This window comes from Kingella potus, assembly GCF_900451175.1.
Classification (GTDB): Bacteria; Pseudomonadota; Gammaproteobacteria; order Burkholderiales; family Neisseriaceae; genus Neisseria; species Neisseria potus.
This window is the reverse complement of the sequence record NZ_UGJJ01000001.1, coordinates 387242-408494: the sequence shown is the minus strand read 5'-3', so window position 1 is coordinate 408494 and position 21253 is coordinate 387242. Positions and strand designations below refer to the sequence as shown.

Sequence of the window (21253 nt, the reverse complement as noted above, 5' to 3'; positions counted from 1 at the left end):
TGGTTATAAACGGGTTTGCGCGGCTTGCGGGCGGGCAGGGCGGAGAGGCCGTCTGAAAAGGCGGTTTGGCAATAAAATGTTTGCCTTTTGCAGAGTTTTGTTAAAATTCGAGCTTTTGCTTTAATACGGAAATCCGCCCCATGAAACGTATCCGCATAGCCGTTTTCCTTGTATCCGCCGCTTTCGCCTCCCAAGCCCGCGCCTCGGGCTACCACTTCGGTACCCAGTCGGTAACCGCGCAGGGCACGGCCAACGCCGCCGCCGCCGAAGCCGCCGATTCGGCCACTATTTTCTACAATCCCGCCGGCCTCGCCAAACTCGACAGCAGCGAAATCACCGCCGCCGCCAATATTGTCGCCCCGCACATTGCCTACGGCGATGCGGAAGCACAATATATGCGCGGCGGCAGCGTGCAGGGCGAAACCTCGGGCAAAATCACCAAAGACATCGTGCCCGCCCCGCATCTGTACGGCGCGTATAAAGTAAACGATGATTGGACGCTGGGCTTGGGCGTATACGTTCCTTTTGCCTCGTCCACCGAATACGGCAAAAACTCCGTGCTGCGCCACCACCTCAACAAACTCGGCCTGACCACCATAGCCGTCGAACCTGTTGCCGCCTACAAAATCAGCCCGCGCCACGCCGCCGCCGCCGGCATCATCGCCCAATATTCCACCGCCGAGCTGCGCAAATATGCCGACTGGAACGCCTCCGGCCGGCTCGGCGCGCACAGCGGCCTTTCAGACGGCCATGCCGAAGTAAAAGGCAAAGACTGGGGCTTCGGCTACCAGCTCGGCTGGCTGTGGGACGTAAACGACCGTGTACGCATCGGCGCGAACTACCGTTCCAAAATCCGCCACGACATCAAAGGCACAGCCGACTGGCAGCCCGACGGCGCAGCCGTTTCCACCCCTCTGCCGCATCTTGGCGGCCAATCCGCCTACCAAGCCCTTATCGGCAGCGCGTTCGGCTACAAAGCGCACGAAAAAGCCCACGTCCGCATTGTTACCCCCGAATCCTTTTCCGTACACGGCATGTATCAGGCCGGCGCGAAAACCCGGCTGTTTGCCGACCTTACCTGGACGCGCCACAGCCGCTTCAACCGCGCCGAGCTGGTTTTTGAAAACAGCAAAGCCGCCGTTGCCACCCGCTCCGACCGCACCGTGATCACGCCCAACTGGCGCAATACCTACAAAATCGCCGTCGGCGGCTCCTACCAATACAGCGGCCCGCTGCAGCTGCGCGCCGGCATCGCCTTCGACCAAAGCCCCGTGCGCGGCGCGCAAAGCCGCCTCAACACCCTGCCCGACGGCAACCGCATCTGGTATTCCGCCGGCGTGAAATACACACGCGGCAAACACCATATTTTTGATTTGGCATACAGCCACATCCACATCAACGACACCCGCTTCGAAGGCGCGGCCGCCACCGGCTACGACGTGGACAGCAAAGGCCGCGCCTCGGCCTCGTTTAAAAACCACGCCGACATCCTGGGCATACAGTACACCTACAAATTCCGCTGACGCACAGGCGGCAGACGGCCCAACCGCCGCGCCGAAGCAATGTAGGGTGTGGCACAGCCAAGCCGCGTTCCTGCCGATACAGAGGCCGTCTGAAAACCGCAATACGCTTTTTCAGACGGCCTGATGTTTTCCTAATCTGCCAAATGGCGCAGCCCGCAGAAAACGCGTGCGTCGCTTAGGCGACACACCCTACCTGAATCCCGTGCGTAGGGTGTGTGGCGCAGCCACGCACGCGTTTTTGCCAAGCAGAGGCCGTCTGAAAATATTCGCCCCGCAGCAGACCTGCTCCCTCTCCTGCGCCCGCGCGGGGGAGGGTTGGGGAGGGGGTGGCGGTTTGCAAAACCGCTTTGTCCGCCGCCCTGCAAATATCGGCCAAGCGGCAAAAGCCCCCACCCTAACCCTCCCCCGCAAGCGGAGGAGGGAAGAAAAGCAGAGGCCGTCTGAAAGGCCGCGTGCGTCGCCTTAGGGCCACACACCCTACCTGAATCCCGTGCGTAGGGTGTGTGGCACAGCCACGCACGCGTTTTTGCCAAGCAGAGGCCGTCTGAAAACATCTGCCCCGCAGCAGACCCGCTCCCTCTCCTGCGCCTGCGCGGGGGAGGGTTGGGGAGGGGGACGGTTTGCAAAACCGCTTTGTCCGCCGCCCTGCAAATATTACCCAAGCGGCAAAAGCCCCCACCCCAACCCTCCCCCGCAAGTGGAGGAGGGAAGAAAAGCAGAGGCCGTCTGAAAGGCCGCGTGCGTCGCCTTAGGGCGACACACCCTACCTGAATCCCGTGCGTAGGGTGTGTGGCGCAGCCACGCACGCGTTCTTGCCAAGCAGAGGCCGTCTGAAAACATCTTCCCCCGCAGGGGATTAAAGCGAAAAGCAGCCTGAAAACGTGGAAAACGGTTTTCAGGCTGCTTTTCTGTGCTGCCGCAGGGTATCGGCTTCAAGTATCCGACTTGTGCTTGTTGTCGTTGAGGCCGTCTGAAAGGGCGGCGGTCTTTTTGATGTAGTAATAGGAAACCGCGACGGTAAGCGCGTAATTGCCCACGAGTACGGCAAGAAACAAGGCAAAAAGCAAGATGCCGGAAACATGAGCAAAGGCGGCATAGGAAAACACCGCCACGGATGCGGCAAAAGCCAATATGAGCAGCAGGGCGGTTTTTCTGCTGCCGGTAGTCCATTCGCTGGCGGTGTTTTCCATCATGGCGAGTGTGAACACCATGAAAACCAGCGCTATTGGCGCAGCAAACCAGTCGGTAACTGCCCCCGCTCGCGGTGCGCTGTATGCGCAGGCAACTATCCACAAACCGCTGATTGCGATATTGGCGAGGTATATCAGTATCTTGCCCATTTCAGGCTGCCTTTGTTGTTCAGACGGCCTTAAAGCCTTACGCCACGCCTTTTTTCTCCAAATAACTTTCGTAGTCGCCCAGATAATGTTCGTAGCCGCCTTTGCCGTCCAGCTCGATAATCTGGGTGGCGAGCGAGGAGACGAACTGGCGGTCGTGCGAGACGAAAATCAGCGTGCCTTTGTATTTTTCCAGCGCCATGTTGAGCGATTCGATGCTTTCCATGTCCATGTGGTTGGTGGGCTCGTCCATAATCAGCACGTTGGGTTTTAAGAGCAGCAGTTTGCCGTAGAGCATGCGCCCTTTTTCGCCGCCGGAGAGCACTTTCACCTGTTTCACCACGTCGTTGCTGCCGAACAGCAAACGCCCGAGCGTGCCGCGTATCACTTGTTCGTCGTCGCCTTCCTGCCCCCATTGGCGCATCCATTCGCTCAAATCCATGTCGCAGTCGAAGTCGTTTTCGTGGTCTTGCGGGTAGTAGCCGACGGTGGCTTTTTCCGCCCATTTGATGCTGCCGGCATCGGGTTTCAGGCTGCCTGAATACTGTTCGTCAAACGCGCCTGCCAAGAGTTTGAGCAGGGTGGATTTGCCCGCGCCGTTGGGGCCGATAATCGCCAGCCGCTGCCCGGCTTCCAAGATGTACGACAGTTTTTCAAACAGGGTTTTGTCAAACGATTTGGCGAGGTTTTCCACTTCCACGGCCTGGCGGTGCAGCTTGTTTTTTTCGTCGGTTTCAAAACGGATATAGGGGTTTTGGCGGGTGGAGGGCTTCACTTCCACCATTTCGGCTTTGATTTTGTCGGCCTGTTTCAGGCGGCTGGTGGCTTGGCGGGCTTTGGACTTGTTGGCGGAGAAGCGTGCCACAAACTCTTGCAATTCTTGCAGTTTTTCTTTGGCTTTGGCGTTGTCTTTGAGGGCGCGTTCGCGCGACTGTGCGCTGGCGAGCATGTAGTCGTCGTAGTTGCCGGGGTAGATGGTGATGGTGTTGTAGTCCAAATCCGCCATGTGGGTGCAGACTTCGTTTAAGAAGTGGCGGTCGTGGCTGATGATAATCATGGTGCTGTCGTATTGGTTCAGCACGCCTTCGAGCCAGCGGATGGTGTTGATGTCCAAGTTGTTGGTCGGCTCGTCCAAAAGCAGCACGTCGGGCTTGGAAAACAATGCCTGCGCCAGTAATACGCGCAGTTTGAAGCCAGGTGCGACTTCGCTCATCTGCGCGTTGTGCAGGCTCTCTTCGATGCCTACGCCTGCCAGCAGCTCTGCCGCGCGCGCTTCGGCGGTGTAGCCGTCGTATTCGGCAAATTTGGCTTCCAATTCCGCCGCGTGCATATAGTCGTCTTCGCTGGCTTCTGGGTTGGCGTAGATGGCATCGCGCTCGGTCATCGCCGCCCACATTTCGGTGTGCCCCATCATCACCACGTCCAGTACGCGCATGTCTTCGTAGGCAAATTGGTCCTGCTTCAATTTGCCCAGCCGCACGCCGTTTTCAATCGCCACTTCGCCGCTGGTCTGCTCCAAATCGCCGCCCAAAATCTTCATAAAGGTGGACTTGCCCGAGCCGTTTGCGCCGATGAGGCCGTAGCGGTTGCCTTCGCCGAATTTGACGGATACGTTTTCAAACAGCGGCTTGGCGCCGAACTGCATGGTGATGCCGTTGGTGGAAATCATGTTATTGAAACCTTTGTTTTGTTAAATTGCGTAATCAAAAATGGGCGGATTGTAGCATAAGCGGCAAAAGGCCGTCTGAAAGCGGGTTTGGCCTTTGCCTGCACCGTTTTCAGACGGCCTTGAAACGACGGGGGCAATCCGGCTTTTTGCCAGCCGATTTTTTGTTTTTCCGTATACGCAAAAGCGGAGGCCGTCTGAAAGCCGCTCCGGCACAGCCGGAACGGGTTTTCAGACGGCCTGTTGCAAGCCGCTCAGCCGGCTCAGCCCTGTTTCAGTTTTTTCGCCAAATCGATGTTGGCGCGGATGGCGGCGGCGGATTCGGCGAGTTTGGCCTGTTCCCATGCGTTGAGTTTGGGCGGCAGCTTTTTCTCGACACCGTTGGCACCGACTACCACAGGGATGCTGAACACGGTGTCGTGCTGGCCGAGTTCGCCGTCGATATAGGTGGCGGCGGAGAAAACGGCTTTTTCGTCGAGTACGATGCTGCGCAGGATTTCGGTGGCGGCCTGGGCAACGGCGGCATCGGTTACGCCGTCTTTGGGGTGGAACACTTCATAGGCGGCCTGTACGACTTTTTCCCGTACTTCGTCGGCCGTCCAGTTGTCCTGGCCGAAATATTCGGGCAACTCCGCGTAGGGGACGGTGGCGATTTGCGCGCTGCCCAGCAGGGGGAAGGCGGTGTAGCCGTGTTCGCCCATCATGAAGGCGTTTACGGCTTTGGGGTCGAGGCCGTAGCGGCGGCCGAGCAGGAAGCGCAGGCGGGAGGAATCGAGTACGCAGCCGGTGCCGATGATTTTTTCTTTCGGGTAGCCGAACTCGGTGGCGGCAATATAAACGACGGTATCGAGCGGGTTGGTAATGAAGACGAGGACGGCATCGCGGGTTACGCGGCTGATGTCGCCCATAATCTGGCGGATGATGGCGGCGTTGTTGCCCAAAAGTGCCTGGCGGTCGGCGGGAACTTCGCCGTGCGGCCAGATGTGGGTGGCGGCGATGACGATTACGTCGGCATCGGCAATATCGTCGTAGCCGCCGCCGTAGATTCTGACGTTGGCGCGGCCGAGCATCCCGGAAGCGTGCATTTGGTCGAGGGCTTCGGCAGCGGCGCGTTCGCTGCGGGTGTCGATGGCGACGATTTCGCCGAACAGGCCGGAGAGGGCGGCGTTTTCAAGCACTTCCGATCCGACGTGGCCGACACCGATAATGGCGAGTTTGCTGGTTTTCATATACTGCTCCTTTGGGTTGCGGTTGGGGGGGGGAGTCCGGCGGCAGACCGTCTGAAAGGCTGCCTGCGGCTGCTGCCGGAAAGTAATAAAGGGGGGGAGGCTATTCTTTAAAGGCGAAGGCTTCGTCGGTGTAGAGTTTGAATACGTCGCGGCAGAGTTTGTAGGCAATAAAGCCCACGGCAAAGGGCAGCACCAGCCAGGCCAGCAGCATGACGACAATGCCGCAGCCGCCCGCCAGAGAGGCGATGGGGCCGACCAGGCCGACCAGGCCGAAACCGGAAGAAGCCGGTGTGCCGACAAGGTTGAAAAACGGCACGGCAAGGGCGCAGACGGCGGCGGTGGCCACCATAGGCACGGCAATCAGCGGGCGTTTGAGGAAATTGGGCATCATCATTTTCATCGCACCCAGCGCAATGGCGACGGGGATGCCCGATTCGTTGCTGCGGCCGGTACCCCACACCAGCACGGCGGTGGTGGCGGCAATGCCCATCGAGGCCGCACCCGCCGCCAGCCCGTCCAGGCCGATGGCCAAGCCGATGGCGACGGTGGAAATCGGGCTGACGATGATGACGGCAAACGAAGCGGCGATCAGCACGCTCATCAGATAGGGCTGCAATTCGGTGAAGGTGTTGATGCCGTGGCCGATAACGGTGGTGATATGGGCGGTGAAAGGCAGGATTTTCCAGCCGAGAAAGCCCACGCCGACACCGATGACGATCGGCAGGCAGATGATATTGAGTGCGCCGAAGCGTTTGCCGACCAGCCGCACGGCGGCTACGGCCAGCGCGGCGGTCAGCATGGTGTTAATCAGATCGCCGATGCCTGCGAGCTGGAAAATGCTCTGTTCCACATTGTCTTTCACCACTTCCACATATTTCCATGCGCCCGAGCCGATATAGGCGGCACCGCCGACGGCAAGCTGCTGCATCGGCGCGAGTTGGAATTTCTGGCCGATAAGGATGCCGGCCATAATCGGCGTGAAGAATTGGAATACTTGCAGAACGTGCAGAAATTCGTTGGCAAAACCGCCGAAAACGGGATGTCCGAGCAGGGGTTTGAGCAGGGTGGCGAGGATGGCGTTGGGAATCAGGGCGACGACGATGGCGATGGCCGTACCGTTGAGGATGTTGTTGATGAAATCGGCGGCGGATTCTTTTTTGGTGTTTTGTATGGCCTCACTCATAGCGTTTTCCTGATTTGTTTGGGAAAGGAAAACGGATAATAGCATATTGTTTTTTACAATCGACCAAATAGCCTTAATTTAATAACAAATTTAATAATTAAAGTATATATAATTATTTTTCAGGTAATTTTGAAACAATATGCTTGAAATTTATACAAACCGCAATTTTATGCTTAAATATTTCCGGAGAGGTTTCCGGTTTTCAAAACAGGCTGTACAGCCACACGCCTAAAAGCGTGAGTGTGATGGCGACGGCGCAGCCGATTTTGGCGGCTGTGCCGACAATGAAGCCGGCAAATGCGCCCAAACCGACTTTCCCCGCGCGCAGAGCATCGCGCAGGGCAAGAAATTCGCCTGCCGCCGCACCGATCAGCGGGCCGAGCAGCAGGCCGGGAATGCCGAAAAACGCTCCGGCGATGCCGCCGAAAAACGAGCCCCACAGAGCCTGCCTGCTTGCGCCGGTAAATTTTGCGCCGAGCATTCCGGCTACATAATCCATTGCCGTGCCGACGGCGGCGAGAATGCCGACGGCGGCAATCGTGCCGCCGCCTATGGTTTGGTAGCCGTCGGCATAACCCAAAAGCCAGGTGCCGGCAAACATTAAAATCAGGCCGGGCAGAGCGGGGTAAACCGTGCCGAACAGGCCGATGACGATGGCGGCAAGGCCGAGAATAACGGGGAGAATGGCAGCAGTCATGGAGTTTCCTTGTTTAGTGCTGTGTTTTACGGGCGGGACGGTAACGGCGGGAAGAGGCCGTCTGAAAAGTGCGTTTCAGACGGCCTGAAACCTTAGCAAAGATACTTTTCAATCCGGCGCAACCGGCCTTTGACGATTATAGCGGCACAAAATCAAAAAGCTGCGGCATTGCAGTATTTGCTTGATTGCCTTGTGTCTTTTCTATTGTTCCTCTGACATATGCGGCTGTTTGAACCGGCCCGGACGAATTTCACTTTGAAAAAGCTGCCGGCAGTCGGGTTTGGCCGGCCGGCCCGTGATTGCCGCCCGTTCCGCCGTATCGGATAAAACGCACGGACAGATTGTCTTATCGGCAGTTTCGTTAGGATAGCTTTAAGGGTTTATAGCCTGCTTTCTGCCAGATGCGCGGCGGCCAGTTCTTCTTCCACACGTTTCTGATTCCAGCCGCCTGATGCGGCCAGCGTCATCAGTGCGGTGGCGGCTTCGAGATTGCAGCGGCCGCCGCAGATTGCGCCTGCCTGACGCAGCGCACCGCCCTGGGCGTATACGGCGGCGGCATGGCCGTGCGGCACTTGGCTGATATTGAGCAGCAGGCCGCCGCGTGCGGTATAGCTGCGGACGGCTTCGATAAATCCGGCATCGTCTGGAGTGTTGCCGTGGCCGTAGCTTTGCATAATGACGGCGGGTGCGCGGGTGCGGCGGAGGGTGTCGGCGGCTTCGCGTACCGCATATCCGGGAATCAGCGTCAGGCAGAGCACTTCGGCGCGGGGATTGACGTTCAGTATCCGCAGGCCGTCTGAAAGGCCGTCTGAAACGGTTCCGTCCGTGTATTCAGACGGCTTTTTGACATTCTGCCAGCCCTGTTGCGGCCGCCATTCGCCGAGTGTGCCGAAATGCGGGTTGGCGAAACCGTCGTCGCTTTCGGTGCTGCATTTGCTGCTGCCGATTGCGGGGAAAAGTTTGCCGTTGAAAGCGATTGCGGCCTGCGGCAGGCCGAGGACGAGGGCGGCGGCGGAGGTAGCGAGATTGCGCGGTGCGTCGCTGTTTTTTGCCGCAAACGGGCGTTGCGAGCCGGTAAGGACGAGGGGTTTGTCCAAACCGCGCAGGGCGAGGGCAAGCAGGGCTGCGGTGTAGGCCAGCGTGTCTGTGCCGTGCAGCAGCAGCACGCCGTCGTAGCGCGGAATTTTTTCCGCCAGCAGCTCGAGCCATTCGTGCCAGTTTTGCAGGGAAAGGGCTGATGAGTCGATTAGCGGCGTGCAGGTGTGCATATCGAAAGAAAGGCCGCTTATGTCGGATCCGTGCGGGGACGGTATTTGTGAAAACGGCGCAAGTGCGGTATCGAGCAGGGCGGCATCGGGGCGAAGGCCGTCCGGGCTTTGCACCATGCCGATGGTGCCGCCGGTGTATAGGACGAAAATGCGTTTTTTCATAATAAGGGGGGGGCTTATCCGTTTGTTTTCAGACGGTTGGGACGGTATGCGAAAGCGGCAGGTTCATATTTTCCAAAGAGATTTATGAATTTGCCTGAATCAAAAAAACAAAAACAAGAAAAACAAAACAATAGAGGCCGCAATATGGCGGCAATATCGGTATGAGATGATGCAGAAACAGTTTCTTGTCTTTTTTCAAATCATTCATAAGCCGATAAGCCCTTCTGAAAAAATCATGATGCAATGCAAATAAAGTATACGGATAAAAAGCCTCACCGGATACTGCGGGCAAATCAAAGGGCTGTCAGGAAGCTGTCGGCCGCCGCTGCGGGAATATTTTGTTAAGAGGCCGTCTGAAAACGCTGTTTTTGCCGAAAACCCGTTTTCAGACGGCCTCTCGGCAACAGGCGCGTTTGGTGTTTTGCTTATCCGTTTTGGCGGGGAGGGGTTTTGCCTGCGAGCCACAGGGCGGCGTATTTGTTGAAGGCCGATTGGGCGGAGAGGGCGGCGAGCAGCAGGCCGTGGCGGCCGTCGAGAAAGCCGGCTTTGAGGAAATACATTCTGACAAAGGCGGAGGCACCGTGCAGGAAGGCGGCGGCAAGGCCGGCGCGTTTGCCTTGGCGCAGACGCTGCTCCGCCCAGATGGTGCTGTAATGGTTTTGCTTGTTCAGGAATTGGCCGAGGGTGGCATAGGTGTAGTGCAGGCAGTCGCCTTGCAGCTTTCCGGTGCGGCAGCCTGCCGGCAGCAGCACTTTTTCGTGGATGAGGTCGTCGCTGTATTTTGCATGAGCGGGGGGGTAGAGGCGGACTACCCAGTCGGGATACCAGCCGCCGTGGCGGATGAATGCGCCGAAGGTGTTGCTCAGACGGTTGAAGGCGAAGGCGGTTTGGCCGTCGGCGGGGGTGGCGGATACGGCTTCGGCAATGCTGCGGCACAGTTCGGGGGTAAGGCGTTCGTCGGCATCGAGCCACAGCACCCAGCCGGTACGGATATAGGTATGGGCGCGGTTGCGCTGTGCGCCGAAGCCGGGCCAGTCGGGAAAGGTGTGAAACTGTGCGCCGTAGCGGGCGGCAACGGCGGCGGTGTCGTCGCTGCTGCCGGAGTCGATGATGACGACGGGGCAGGCTAGGGGCTTCGCGCTGTCGAGGCAGGCGGCGAGGTTGGCGGCTTCGTTTTTGGTAATCAGGGCGAGGGTGAGCTTGTCCATGGTGTTGTTTCCGTTGTGGTTTGAGGCCGTCTGAAAACGGAGCTTGCGGCCGGCCTGTCTTTATTTGCTTTTCCGAACGGCAATTGCGTTATGCCCGCATTTTCAGACGGCCTGTTGCCCGCTATCGGAGGAAGCCGGCAAGTGCGGGCAGGAAGCATTCGGCCAGGCCGAGGCTTTCGCCTTGGTGTGTGAAAAAGGAGCGGCGCACCAGCAGGGCTTGGGATGCCTGCGGCAGGAGGCCGGGGCGGGGCAGGGCGTATTGCAGGGGGCTGCGGCTGAGGCCGGCTATGCCGCCGAAGAGGATTTCGCCGAGTGGGCGGGTGCCGCAGTCGAGGGTGTTGCGCCAGAAGGCGGATTCGGGGCGGCATTGGCTGCGCGCCCAAACGACGGGTGTGCCGTCGAGGCAGAGGTATACGTCGCGGCAGAAGGGCTTTTGCGGCATTTGGGGGAAACCGTCGGCAAGCAGCGGCCCTGCTTCGCCTGTTCCCGAATGCAGCAGGTTTACGCTAAAACGGTGGGGCAGGGCGCGCAGGGCGGCGGTGAGCGATTCGGCGGCGGCGATGCGGGCGAGGGCGGGGTGTTCGGACGGCCCGAACGGCTGCGGCAGGGTGTTTTGCCAGATAAGGGGCGGGGTGTTCATGCTATCTGTGGCGGTAGAAACGGCTGGCGAAGTAGGCCTGCGAGCCTTCGCGCAGGAGGACGAGGCAGACGGCGGCCAGCGGCAGGCCGACCAGCATGCCGACAAAGCCCATGAGCTGGCCGAAAGCCATCAGCGAGAAAATGACCCAAAAGGGCGAAAGGCCGATGCGGTCGCCGACGATTTTGGGTGTGATGAAGAAACTTTCGAGAAACTGTCCCACGGCAAACACCGCCCATACGGCAGCCAGCCCGTGCCATGTGTCAAATTGCAGCAGGGCGGCGATTGTGGCCAGCAGCAGGCCGGTAAACGCGCCCAGATAGGGGACGAATACGAGAATGCCGGCAATCATGCCGATGGCAAAACCGGAATCGAGGCCGGTGAGCATCAGGCCGGTGCCGTACACCAGCCCCATAATCAGCATCACCATAAGCTGCCCGCGCAAAAATTCGCCCAATACATCGTCCATTTCGCGGCTGATGCGGGTGTAGGTATCGATAAAGCGGCGCGGAATCAGGGCGCGGATGCCGTGCGCCCAGTGCTGCCAGTCGAAAAGGAAGTAATAGAGCAAAAGCGGCAGCATGATGAAATTGCCCACGCCCGCCGCCAGCGCGCCGCCTTGTTCCACAACGGCGGGGGCGATTCGCGAGGCGGCCTGCTGCAATGCGCCGCTGTGGTTTTGCAGCCAGTGGGCGGCGGCTTCTTTGTTCAGCGGCAGGCTGCCGCCGAAATGGGCGTGCAGCCAGGGAAGGGCTTTGTTTTGTGCGAAATTGATAAGCTGCGGCAGGCGGTTGGTCAGGTTGCCGAACTGGGTCAGCAGCATCGGCACGAGAATCAGCAGCAGGGCGAGCAGCACCAGCAGCGCAAACATCATCACCATCATCGAAGCCGCGCCGCGCGGCACGCCTTTGTCGCGCAGCTTTTCCACCAGCGGATTGAGGATATAGGCCAGCACGGCGGCCACGATAAACGGCATCAGAATGTCGCGCAGGGCGAGGACAAGTGCGCCCAAGGCAAGGAAAAACGCCGTGCAGCTAATCCACGGCGAGAGGCCGCGTTTTTTCTTGGTATACATAAAAAATGTGTATTGGAGCGGGTCGGTAAAGGCGCGAAGCATAACACGGCGGGGCTTGCGCCGCACAGCCGGAAGGCCGTCTGAAAACGTTTCAGACGGCCTCAAAGCCACGGCGGGCGCAAGTTCGGGTAAAATGCGCCCCGTTTTTGCAAGCATTGCCAACCCTTCCATTTGAAAGCACGAAAATATGAGCGAATCCCTCAGCTACCGCGACGCAGGCGTGGACATCGACGCGGGCGACCGCCTGGTCGAAAACATCAAACCCTTTGCCAAACGCACCATGCGTCCCGAAGTGCTGGGAGATTTGGGCGGCTTCGGCGCACTGGTCGAAATCGGCAAAAAATACCAAAACCCCGTACTCGTGAGCGGCACCGACGGCGTAGGCACCAAACTCAAACTCGCCTTCGATTGGGACAAACACGACACCGTCGGCATCGACCTTGTCGCCATGAGCGTGAACGATATTTTGGTTCAAGGTGCAGAGCCTTTGTTTTTCCTAGATTATTTCGCCTGCGGCAAACTCGATGTGGCACGCGCCACCGACGTGATTAAAGGCATCGCGCAAGGCTGCGAAGAATCCGGCTGCGCCCTCATCGGCGGCGAAACCGCCGAAATGCCCGGCATGTATCCCGAAGGCGAATACGATTTGGCCGGCTTTGCCGTGGGCGTGGTTGAAAAAGACCGCGTGATTAACGGCCGCAGCATCAAAGCAGGCGACGCGGTACTCGGCTTGGCCTCCAACGGCGCGCACTCCAACGGCTACTCGCTCATCCGCAAAATCATCGAGCGCGACGCACCCGATTTGGACGCGGAATTTGACAATGGCAAAACCCTGCGCGAAGCCGTAATCGCTCCCACGCGCCTGTATGTCAAACCGGTTCTGGCCGCGCTCAAACAATTCACCGTCAAAGGCATGGCGCACATCACCGGCGGCGGCATCACCGAAAACGTACCGCGCATCCTGCCGGACAACACCGTCGCCCAAATTAACGCATCGGCGTGGGAAATTCCCAAGCTGTTCCGCTGGCTGCAAAAAGCGGGCAATGTCCAAGAGCAGGAAATGTACCGCACGTTTAACTGCGGCATCGGCATGGTGCTGGTAGCGGCCGCCGAAGATGCCGACGCGCTGGCCGCGTTTTTAACCGAACAAGGCGAAACGGTTTACCGCCTGGGCGTTATCCGCGAACGCCAAGGCGGCGAGCATCAAACGCAAGTGGGCTGAACCTTCGAGGCCGTCTGAAAACCGTTTTCAGACGGCCTCTGCGAATGCCGCGCGGCAGGCCGCAATACGGGGCAATTTCCCAAACCCGCCCCTGCTGCCGCGTGTTAGAATCCGCCTTTGCAAATCTTCACAGGCCGTCTGAAAACGCAGCTCCGGTATCCGAAAGCCCGCTGCGGCTTTCCGCAGCATGATTCCCGGGCGGCCCATCCCCCTACCTTTCAGGAGAAAACAGTATGGACGAAATGATCAAAGAAGCCGCGTTGCGCTTTCACGAATACCCCAATCCGGGCAAAATCCAAGTGGCTCCCACCAAGCCTCTGGGCACGCAGTACGACCTGTCGCTGGCCTACTCGCCCGGCGTGGCCGCGCCCTGCATGGAAATCCATGCCGATCCGCTCAACGCCTACAAATACACCGCCAAAGGCAACCTCGTTGCCGTCATCTCCAACGGCACCGCCGTACTCGGCCTGGGCAATATCGGCGCACTGGCCGGCAAGCCGGTAATGGAAGGCAAAGGCGTGCTGTTTAAAAAATTCGCCAACATCGACGTGTTCGACATCGAAGTCAACGAAACCGACCCCGACAAACTCGTCGACATCATCGCCTCGCTCGAGCCTACCTTCGGCGGCATCAACCTCGAAGACATCAAAGCCCCCGAGTGTTTCCACATCGAGAAAAAACTGCGCGAACGCTGCAACATCCCCGTATTCCACGACGACCAGCACGGCACCGCCATCATCACCGCCGCCGCCGTCCTCAACGCTCTGCGTGTTGTGAACAAAGACATCGCCCAAGTATCGCTGGTCTGCTCCGGCGCGGGCGCGGCGGCCATTGCCTGCCTCGACCTGCTCGTGGCACTCGGCATGAAACGCGAAAACATCACCGTCTGCGACTCCAAAGGCGTGATCTACCAAACCCGCGAAGACCGCGAACGCATGGACGAAAGCAAAGTACGCTACGCCGTGGCCGACAACGGCCAGCGCGTACTCGGCGACGCGGTGTCCGGCAAAGACATCTTCCTCGGCCTCTCCGGTGCCAACGTACTCAGCACCGATATGCTGAAAACCATGAATGCAAGTCCCATTGTCCTGGCATTGGCCAACCCCCAGCCCGAAATCTGGCCGCCCGAAGCCAAAGCCGCCCGCCCCGATGTCATCATCGGCACCGGACGCTCCGATTTCCCCAACCAGGTCAATAACGTATTGTGCTTCCCCTTCATCTTCCGAGGTGCGCTGGATGTGGGCGCAACCACCATCAACGAAGAAATGAAGCTCGCCTGCGTACGTGCTATCGCCGATTTGGCCATGGCCGAGTCCAGCGCGGAAGTGGCCGGCGCATACGGCGATGCCGAACTGACCTTCGGTCCGGAATACCTGATTCCCAAACCCTTCGACCCGCGCCTCATCGCCCGCATCGCCCCCGCCGTCGCCAAAGCCGCGATGGATTCCGGCGTGGCTTCCCGCCCGATTGCCGACCTTGAAGCCTATGCCGAAAAACTGACCGAATTTGTTTACAAAACCAGCCTCTTCATGCGCCCCGTCTTCAATCAGGCGCGCAAGGAGACCAAACGTATCGTTCTTACCGAAGGCGAAGACGAGCGCGTACTGCACGCCGCCCAGCACGTTGCCTCGCACAAACTGGCCTTCCCGATACTCATCGGCGACGGCAGGCTGATTGAAGAACGCATTGCCTCACAGGGTCTGACCATCCAGGCGGGCAAAGACTACGAACTCATCGACATCAAAAACAACCCCCACTACGAAGAAAGCTGGAAAGAGTATTACGAGCTGCGCAAACGTTTGGGCGTAACCGAAGAAATGGCCCGCCGCCGCCTCAAAGCCAACAGCACGCTGGTGGGTGCGCTGATGGTCAAACTCGGCCATGCCGACGGCCTGGTATGCGGCACTATGGGGCGTTTCCACGACCATTTCGCCGTGATGGAGGAAGTGATCGGCTACAACAATCCCGAAAAAGAAGCCTTTGCCATGAACGCCCTCATTTCCAACAAGGGCAACTTCTTCATCGCCGACACCTACATCAACGAAAACCCCACCGCCGAGCAGATTGCCAAAGGCACGCTGATGTGCGCCGCCGAAATGAAACGCTTCGGCATCAAGCCCAAAGCCGCGCTGGTGTCCAACTCCAACTACGGCTCGCACCGCAACGACGACGCGGCAAAAATGCAGCAGGCCCTGCAAATCATCCGCGAAGCCGATCCCGAGCTGGAAATCGACGGCGAAATGCAGGCCGATGTGGCTTTGGACGAAGAAATGCGCCGCAGCATCTTCCCCGAAACCACCCTCACAGGCGCGGCCAACCTCTTGGTGATGCCCAATGTGGAAGCGGCCAACATCAGCTACAACCTGCTGCGCGTGAACGCCACCAACGGCGTTACCGTCGGCCCCATCCTGATGGGCTTGAACAAACCCGTGCAGATTGTTACGCCGATTTCCACCGTGCGCCGCATTGTCAATATGATTGCTCTGGCCGCCGTGGACGCGCAACGCCAGTAAACGCGCCAAACGGCTTTCCGTCGTAAACAAAGGCCGTCTGAAAACCGCAATACGGTTTTCAGACGGCCTTTTTATTGCCACAGGCAGGATGTGCTGTTTTGGGCAGCACGCGTTTCCCTTATTGCGGCGGGCGTGTGCTGAACAAGAAACGAAAGGCCGTCTGAAAACCCGCAATACGGTTTTCAGACGGCCTTTGTATTCAGGGTGTTTTGACCATTTGATAGTGAAGCAGCACGAAAATATCCATCCCCTTGTTTGCACGGCAGGAAGGATGTACCGCCCCAAGCGGGGCACGTGGTTTTGTTGTGCGGGAAAACCCTGAGCCGCGTGTGTCGATTTGGGGCGATACACCCTGACTTACCAAGCACCAGGCCGTTTTTCCGTTTGCCGTTTCCGCTTCGCCGCTCTGCCGCTCTGCCGCAAAAGCCGGATGCCGACAGCCTTCGGTGCGGATTACCAGTCGCGGTCGAATTTGTCCAAACGGGCGTGGAGGTGTTCGAGATCGCGGCGTAGGGCGGCGTTTTCGCTGCGCAGCCTGGCGAGGTCGGCGTGCAGACGGGCGGCTTGTGCGGACAGTTCGTCAAAGTCCGCGCGGGAGACGGGGGCTTGGGACGGGGGGCGGAGGGCTAAGGTTTGCAGGCAGGAAGCGGCTTTGGCGGCGGCTTCGCGCAGGGCGGGTGCGGCGGAGAGTCCGGATAGGGCGGCAAGCAGGTACAGGCCGATGGCGGTGTCGCCGTTTATGGCGATGTCGCCGGCGGCGGGCGGATGTCCGGCGAGGATTTTCTGCCACGCGCTCCCGTGCAGGGTAATGGCGGTGTCGGCAGGGCGGTTGGTGGCGCGGAGCAGGCCGGCGGCGGTGCAGCGGCCTTTGAGTGTGAAACCGGCGGCGGAAACGGCGAGGGTGATGCCGTTGTAGCCTGCGAGTGTATGCCGGATGTCGGGGCTGAGGCGGATGAGGCTGTTGAGTAGGGCAAGTGCGGGCATGGCGGCTTTCAAAGGCCGTCTGAAAACCTGTTCAGACGGCCTGTATTGTTATTGGTATACGGTCAATATATCAGAAAATTCCGGATACAGGGTTTTGACGGTGCGGCGGTTTCCGCCTGCTGCAAACGCGGGAACGGAGAGGCCGAGCAGGGCGGCTTGGGCGGTGTAAAACTGCTGCTTGGAGGGGTGCGGGGTTTCGACGAGGTGGCGCAGGCGGTGTCCGTCGGGGGTGCAGGCCGTCTGAAAAAGGGCGGACACGGCGCGGCTGCGGTGGAGCATATTGGCCGGTTCGGCGGCATACGGGCGGCTTTTTTTGGCGAGGATGGAAAACAGGGGATGGCGTTCGGCGCAGTAGAGGCCGCCGAGGCGGAGGATGTCGGTGTGGGGAACGGCTGCGGCGGAGACGGCGGCTTCGGCAGTCAGGAGAAGGCGGGCGTTCGGGCTGCGTGGATCGGGGGAGGTGTGTTCGTCGCATACGCCCGTGCTTTGGCCGAAAACGCTGATGCTCGAAGCGAAGATGAGGTGGTTTGCGCCGTATGCGGCGGCGGCATCCGCCCAGGCGGATACGGCTGCAAGGTAGGTGTCGGGCGCGTGCTTGAAGGCGGACGGAGGAAGCAGGCAGATCCAAGTGCGGATGTCCTGCCAATGGGCAAAGGCCGCTTGCAAACCGTTGTGCAGGGCATCGGCCAAATCGCCGCAGGTCAGGGCGAGCGGCAGGGCGGTGTCGTCGGATGTCAGGTGTTTTTTCCATGCCGCCACGCGGCTGCCGTGCTGCCAGAGGGTTTCGGCCAGGGGGCGGCCGAGGTAGCCGAGGCCGAGGATGGCGCAGGATGCGGGCGCGTTCACGGCTGCGGCACTCCGGCTGCGGCGTTTTCAGACGGCCTCTGCATTTCTGCCGCCAGCCATGCGGGCTGTGTCCATTTTTGTACGTTTTGCGCCTGCTGCGGCTGCCATGCGGCCATTTTTTCGAGGAGGTCGGCGGGGGTGTCGGCAACACACAGCAGGCCGAGATTGGCCTGCGGCATGTAGCCTTCGGCGGCGGTACGTTCCAACAGGGCGAGCAGGGGATCGTAGAAGCCGCCGGTATTGACGATGCCGACGGGTTTGCGGTGCAGCCGCAGCTGGGAGAGGGAGAGGACTTCAAACAGTTCTTCAAAAGTGCCGATGCCGCCGGAGAGGGCGACAAATGCGTCGGAGAGGGCGATCATTTTGCTTTTGCGCGCGGCCATGTCGGCTGTTTGGATGAGTTCGGTCAGGCCGGGATGCGCCATTTCTTTTTCGACGAGAAAGGTGGGTATCACGCCTGTTACGCTGCCGCCGTGTTGCAGCACGGCATCGGCGGTGGCGCCCATCAGGCCGATGCGGCCGCCGCCGTAAATCAGGCGCGAGCCGCGTTGGGCAATCAGTGCGCCCAGCTCGCGGGCGGCGTGGAAGCAGGCGGGGTTTTGTCCGTAGTTCGAGCCGCAGTAGACGGCGATGTTGTTCATTTCGTTCATGGCTTTGCAGGGGGTGCTTACAGGACGGCGGCGGGATACGAGCCTATGGTTTTGACAAAAACATTGTCGGCGGCAAATTTGTCCAGCAGGGCACGGACGGGGGCATCGCTGCGGTGGCCTTCGATGTCGATGAAGAAAACGTATTCCCACAGGCCGGTTTTGCTGGGACGGCTTTCGAATTTGGTCATCGAAATACCCGCTGCGCCGAAGGGGGAGAGCAGGGCGGCGGCGGCTCCGGCGCGGTTGGGGATGGAAAACAGCAGCGAGGTTTTGTCGCGGCCGCTGGGGGCGGTGTCCTGTTTGCCCAATACGAGGAAACGGGTGGTGTTGTCGGGTTCGTCTTCGATATTGCGGGCGAGGACGGTGAGGGCGTAGCGTTCGGCGGCGGCCGTGCCGGCAACGGCCAGCGCGGTATCGTCTCCGGCAGCGAGGCGGGCGGCTTCGGCGTTGCTGGACACGGGGATGCGGGCGATGCCGGCGGGCAGGTTTTTGTTCAGCCAGTCGTGGCACTGTGCCAGAGCCTGTGCGTGGGCATACACTTTTTCCGCGCCTTCGAGGCCTTCGCAGCGGCGCAGGAGCTGGTGGTGGATGCGCAGCACGACTTCGCCGCAGGCTTTGAGCGGCGAGGAAACCAGCAGGTCGAGCGTACGCCCGACCGATCCTTCGGTGGAGTTTTCCACGGGGACGACGGCGTAGTCGGCCTGATCGGCTTCGACGCGGCGCATACATTCGTCTACGGTGGCGCAGGCGGCGGTGTCGGCGGCGTGGCCGAAGTGTTTGACTGCGGCCTGCTGGGTAAAAGTGCCTTCGGGGCCGAGGTAGGCGATGGTGAGCGGGCGTTCCACCGCGAGGCATTCGCTCATCACTTCGCGGAAAAGCCGCGCCACGCCTTCGTCGGACAGCGGGCCGGCGTTCATTTCCTTAATCCGGCGCAGTACCTGCGCTTCGCGTTCGGGGCGGTAGACCACGCCGGTGCCTTTGAGCTGGCCGATGGCGCGGGCGTGGACGGCGCGTTCGTTTAACAGTTTCAATACGGCGGCATCGATTTCGTCGATGGCGTTGCGGTGCGGCAGAAGCCGGCGTTCTTGTTCGGCGTTCATAAACCCTCGCGGTGGTGGTTGTATCAAGCCGCGCATTTTACCGCAGAATGTTTCGGCTTCGTGGAAGCCGTGTTTTCAGACGGCCTCAAAGGCGGAGGCTTCCGTCTGCGAAACGCGCGTAACGCTTGGCCGGGCAGGGAGAGGCCGTCTGAAAACGGCGTTCGGACGGCCTCAAAGGCAAAATTTGCTATAATCCGCCGCATTTTTCCCGCACATCCGAACCCAAGCTGTTCCAATGCCTGACGCGGCATTTGCCGCCGCCTGCAAGCAGCTTCCCAGCAAAAGAAAGCCCGGCCATGTCCCGATACCGCTACCTCCCCGACACCCGTCCCTATCCCGCCGAACCGGTCAGACGCGATCTGCTGATGCACGCCGTACAGGCCGCAGGCGGCGGCGCACAGGCGAAAATCGCCGCCGAAGCCCTGCGCGCGCAAATTTACGGAATGTTGTCGCAAGATTTCTATCTCAATCTCTCCGTCGCTTTGAGCATGGCTCCGAACGAAGATGCCTGCCGGCAGATTATGGCGGCGGTAAACGATGTGTTGCATGCGAAAACCGACGACGAAGTGCAGTGGTTTGCCCTGCCTGTGGTGATGGTGGCCGGCTGCAAAAAAGCCGCCGCCCTGCCTGCCGCCGCGCCCGCGCCCGAACTCTGCGCCTGTCTGGCCAACTATCCGCACACCCGTCCCTTTTCGCGCGCCGTCTGGCTGCCGCGCCTCATTACCGCCGGGCAGATGTCGGAAATCAATGCCGGACAATGGTTTAAAGCCAAGCAAAACACCGAAGCCGCTGCCGGTTTCGCCGCCTCTCTGCCGCAGACGGAGCAGCTTCCGCTGGTCGAAGGGCAATCGGTAAGCGTTGCCTATGCGCTGGGCTACGGCGGCTTGGAACTGGTGCCCGCACTCGGCAAAAACCTGCAAGATGCCGCCCTGCCGCTGATGCAGGTGTGGCTCGAAGCCCTGAAAACGCCGGGAGTAACCCTGTTTGCCAATCCGCTGCCGCCCGACAATCCAGCCGCCGCCCTCATCGAAGCCGGCCATATGCGCCTGCGCATGGCCTTGGATGTGTTTGCCGGCAACGCCATCCGCGCCATCAGAATGCAGAGTCCGCGCGTCGGCGTGGTGATGGCCGCGCAGGAAGGCGGCAGGCTCATGTTCGGCTTCAACGCCACAGAAAGCCAGTTTGATGTGCAGCCGCAAGTCTTTTCCTGGCCGCTCTCGCCGACGGACAAAATCGAAACCGTCCAGCAAAACTTCATCGATCTGCTGGTGGAATGTCAGGTGGAAAACATCCGCCTGCTGCACGATCCTGTGGGCGAAAACGAGGAGCTGCCGTCTTATCCGCAGGCCCTGCGCCTGCCCGGACACAATCCGCTCTACGGCGACGGCGGCGAATCATGACCGTGCGCGTCCTTTTCGTCTGCCTCGGCAACATCTGCCGCTCGCCGATGGCCGAATACGTTTTGCGCCGCACCGCCGCCGAACGCGGCCTGTCCGATACCGTCCGATGCGCCAGCGCGGGTACTTCCGGCTGGCACGACGGCGAAGATATGCACCGTGGCACGAAAACCGTGCTGCGCCGCCACGGCATCGACAGCGGCGGCTTCGCCAGCCGGCGGGTAACGGCAGACGATTGGCAGCGTTTCGATTACCTGCTGGCCATGGACGACGACAATCTCGCCGAGCTGGAAAAACGCTTCGGCCGCCATCCGCAAAAGCTGTTCAAACTCACGGATCTGATTCCTGAATCCGGTTATGCCGCCGTTCCCGACCCGTGGTACACCGGCGATTTCGACGAAACCTACCGGCTGGTTTCGGCGGGCTGCGCGGCATTGGCGGACAAAATTGCGGCGGAACGGGAGTAGGCCGCAGGATTGGGAATACGCTGCGGTATGCAAGACAACAGGCCGTCTGAAAAATGTTTTTCAGACGGCCTGTGTTTACTTTAAAACAC

General features: G+C 59.9%; 19 protein-coding genes. 6 read left to right on the top strand and 13 right to left on the bottom strand.

Going from position 1 to position 21253, the window contains the following annotated elements; genetic code table 11:
- Nucleotides 1-140 precede the first annotated feature (140 nt).
- Nucleotides 141-1523, top strand: coding sequence for an OmpP1/FadL family transporter (locus DYE40_RS01915; RefSeq protein ID WP_115307491.1), 1383 nt, complete (start codon nt 141-143; stop codon nt 1521-1523).
- Nucleotides 1524-1689: 166 nt separating this feature from the next.
- Nucleotides 1690-1989: a hypothetical protein gene (locus DYE40_RS12125; protein WP_147286547.1), complete on the top strand. Its 300-nt coding sequence runs from the start codon at nt 1690-1692 to the stop codon at nt 1987-1989.
- A gap of 466 nt (nt 1990-2455) precedes the next feature.
- Here the strand turns inward: DYE40_RS12125 and DYE40_RS01910 are convergent, their stop codons facing one another.
- The 9 genes from DYE40_RS01910 to DYE40_RS01870 form a co-directional block, all read right to left on the bottom strand.
- Nucleotides 2456-2863 carry a hypothetical protein gene (locus DYE40_RS01910; protein WP_147286546.1) on the bottom strand — a complete coding sequence of 136 codons (408 nt, stop codon included), beginning with the start codon at nt 2861-2863 and terminating at the stop codon, nt 2456-2458.
- A 37-nt stretch (nt 2864-2900) separates the two neighbouring features.
- Nucleotides 2901-4529: an ABC-F family ATPase gene (locus DYE40_RS01905; RefSeq protein WP_115307489.1), complete on the bottom strand. Its 1629-nt coding sequence runs from the start codon at nt 4527-4529 to the stop codon at nt 2901-2903.
- Nucleotides 4530-4789: 260 nt separating this feature from the next.
- Nucleotides 4790-5755 carry a lactate/malate family dehydrogenase gene (locus tag DYE40_RS01900; RefSeq protein ID WP_115307488.1) on the bottom strand — a complete coding sequence of 322 codons (966 nt, stop codon included), beginning with the start codon at nt 5753-5755 and terminating at the stop codon, nt 4790-4792.
- Between the two features lie 100 nt (nt 5756-5855).
- Nucleotides 5856-6938 (bottom strand): PTS sugar transporter subunit IIC, encoded by a 1083-nt coding sequence (locus tag DYE40_RS01895; protein WP_115307487.1) that lies wholly within the window; start codon nt 6936-6938, stop codon nt 5856-5858.
- Nucleotides 6939-7140: 202 nt separating this feature from the next.
- Nucleotides 7141-7635: a DUF456 domain-containing protein gene (locus DYE40_RS01890; RefSeq protein ID WP_115307486.1), complete on the bottom strand. Its 495-nt coding sequence runs from the start codon at nt 7633-7635 to the stop codon at nt 7141-7143.
- Between the two features lie 380 nt (nt 7636-8015).
- On the bottom strand, nt 8016-9065 hold the full coding sequence (locus DYE40_RS01885; protein ID WP_115307485.1) for an asparaginase domain-containing protein: 1050 nt from the start codon (nt 9063-9065) through the stop codon (nt 8016-8018).
- Nucleotides 9066-9490: 425 nt separating this feature from the next.
- Nucleotides 9491-10273, bottom strand: coding sequence for a glycosyltransferase family 2 protein (locus DYE40_RS01880; RefSeq protein WP_115307484.1), 783 nt, complete (start codon nt 10271-10273; stop codon nt 9491-9493).
- Between the two features lie 121 nt (nt 10274-10394).
- Nucleotides 10395-10913 carry a chorismate--pyruvate lyase family protein gene (locus DYE40_RS01875; RefSeq protein ID WP_115307483.1) on the bottom strand — a complete coding sequence of 173 codons (519 nt, stop codon included), beginning with the start codon at nt 10911-10913 and terminating at the stop codon, nt 10395-10397.
- A 1-nt stretch (nt 10914) separates the two neighbouring features.
- Nucleotides 10915-11985, bottom strand: coding sequence for an AI-2E family transporter (locus DYE40_RS01870; protein ID WP_115308241.1), 1071 nt, complete (start codon nt 11983-11985; stop codon nt 10915-10917).
- Nucleotides 11986-12172: 187 nt separating this feature from the next.
- Here DYE40_RS01870 and purM point away from each other — a divergent pair, with 187 nt between their 5' ends.
- Both purM and DYE40_RS01855 read left to right on the top strand, forming a co-directional pair.
- Nucleotides 12173-13207, top strand: coding sequence for a phosphoribosylformylglycinamidine cyclo-ligase (gene purM, locus DYE40_RS01865; protein ID WP_115307482.1), 1035 nt, complete (start codon nt 12173-12175; stop codon nt 13205-13207).
- 233 nt (nt 13208-13440) lie between these two features.
- Nucleotides 13441-15720, top strand: a complete 2280-nt coding sequence (locus DYE40_RS01855) for an NADP-dependent malic enzyme (protein ID WP_115307480.1) — start codon at nt 13441-13443, stop codon at nt 15718-15720.
- Nucleotides 15721-16173: 453 nt separating this feature from the next.
- On the opposite strand, the gene DYE40_RS01850 is transcribed toward DYE40_RS01855, so the two are convergent.
- The 4 genes from DYE40_RS01850 to pheA are packed head-to-tail and all read right to left on the bottom strand — an operon-like array spanning nt 16174 to nt 19300.
- Nucleotides 16174-16704, bottom strand: coding sequence for a CCDC90 family protein (locus DYE40_RS01850; protein ID WP_115307479.1), 531 nt, complete (start codon nt 16702-16704; stop codon nt 16174-16176).
- Nucleotides 16705-16752: 48 nt separating this feature from the next.
- Nucleotides 16753-17550: a Rossmann-fold NAD(P)-binding domain-containing protein gene (locus DYE40_RS01845; RefSeq protein ID WP_115307478.1), complete on the bottom strand. Its 798-nt coding sequence runs from the start codon at nt 17548-17550 to the stop codon at nt 16753-16755.
- Nucleotides 17547-18200: an LOG family protein gene (locus DYE40_RS01840; protein WP_342345875.1), complete on the bottom strand. Its 654-nt coding sequence runs from the start codon at nt 18198-18200 to the stop codon at nt 17547-17549. Before DYE40_RS01840 ends, DYE40_RS01845 begins: the two co-directional genes overlap by 4 nt.
- A gap of 17 nt (nt 18201-18217) precedes the next feature.
- Nucleotides 18218-19300, bottom strand: a complete 1083-nt coding sequence (gene pheA / locus DYE40_RS01835) for a prephenate dehydratase (protein WP_115307477.1) — start codon at nt 19298-19300, stop codon at nt 18218-18220.
- A 296-nt stretch (nt 19301-19596) separates the two neighbouring features.
- Between pheA and DYE40_RS01830 the strand changes: the two genes are divergently transcribed.
- Complete coding sequence (locus DYE40_RS01830; protein WP_115307476.1) at nt 19597-20700, top strand: conjugal transfer protein; 1104 nt, start codon at nt 19597-19599, stop codon at nt 20698-20700.
- Nucleotides 20697-21164 (top strand): low molecular weight protein-tyrosine-phosphatase, encoded by a 468-nt coding sequence (locus tag DYE40_RS01825; RefSeq protein WP_115307475.1) that lies wholly within the window; start codon nt 20697-20699, stop codon nt 21162-21164. The genes DYE40_RS01830 and DYE40_RS01825 overlap by 4 nt, the downstream gene beginning before the upstream one ends.
- Nucleotides 21165-21253: the final 89 nt, after the last annotated feature.

Bases quoted from the DNA above. Each gene is read 5' to 3' on its own strand.
- DYE40_RS01915 (WP_115307491.1), top strand. From the start codon at position 141: ATGAAACGTATCCGCATAGCCGTTTTCCTTGTATCCGCCGCTTTCGCC.
- DYE40_RS01910 (WP_147286546.1), bottom strand. From the start codon at position 2,863: ATGGGCAAGATACTGATATACCTCGCCAATATCGCAATCAGCGGTTTG.
- DYE40_RS01905 (WP_115307489.1), bottom strand. From the start codon at position 4,529: ATGATTTCCACCAACGGCATCACCATGCAGTTCGGCGCCAAGCCGCTG.
- DYE40_RS01900 (WP_115307488.1), bottom strand. From the start codon at position 5,755: ATGAAAACCAGCAAACTCGCCATTATCGGTGTCGGCCACGTCGGATCG.
- DYE40_RS01895 (WP_115307487.1), bottom strand. From the start codon at position 6,938: ATGAGTGAGGCCATACAAAACACCAAAAAAGAATCCGCCGCCGATTTC.
- DYE40_RS01890 (WP_115307486.1), bottom strand. From the start codon at position 7,635: ATGACTGCTGCCATTCTCCCCGTTATTCTCGGCCTTGCCGCCATCGTC.
- DYE40_RS01885 (WP_115307485.1), bottom strand. From the start codon at position 9,065: ATGAAAAAACGCATTTTCGTCCTATACACCGGCGGCACCATCGGCATG.
- DYE40_RS01880 (WP_115307484.1), bottom strand. From the start codon at position 10,273: ATGGACAAGCTCACCCTCGCCCTGATTACCAAAAACGAAGCCGCCAAC.
- DYE40_RS01875 (WP_115307483.1), bottom strand. From the start codon at position 10,913: ATGAACACCCCGCCCCTTATCTGGCAAAACACCCTGCCGCAGCCGTTC.
- DYE40_RS01870 (WP_115308241.1), bottom strand. From the start codon at position 11,985: ATGTATACCAAGAAAAAACGCGGCCTCTCGCCGTGGATTAGCTGCACG.
- purM (WP_115307482.1), top strand. From the start codon at position 12,173: ATGAGCGAATCCCTCAGCTACCGCGACGCAGGCGTGGACATCGACGCG.
- DYE40_RS01855 (WP_115307480.1), top strand. From the start codon at position 13,441: ATGGACGAAATGATCAAAGAAGCCGCGTTGCGCTTTCACGAATACCCC.
- DYE40_RS01850 (WP_115307479.1), bottom strand. From the start codon at position 16,704: ATGCCCGCACTTGCCCTACTCAACAGCCTCATCCGCCTCAGCCCCGAC.
- DYE40_RS01840 (WP_342345875.1), bottom strand. From the start codon at position 18,200: ATGAACGAAATGAACAACATCGCCGTCTACTGCGGCTCGAACTACGGA.
- pheA (WP_115307477.1), bottom strand. From the start codon at position 19,300: ATGAACGCCGAACAAGAACGCCGGCTTCTGCCGCACCGCAACGCCATC.
- DYE40_RS01830 (WP_115307476.1), top strand. From the start codon at position 19,597: ATGTCCCGATACCGCTACCTCCCCGACACCCGTCCCTATCCCGCCGAA.
- DYE40_RS01825 (WP_115307475.1), top strand. From the start codon at position 20,697: ATGACCGTGCGCGTCCTTTTCGTCTGCCTCGGCAACATCTGCCGCTCG.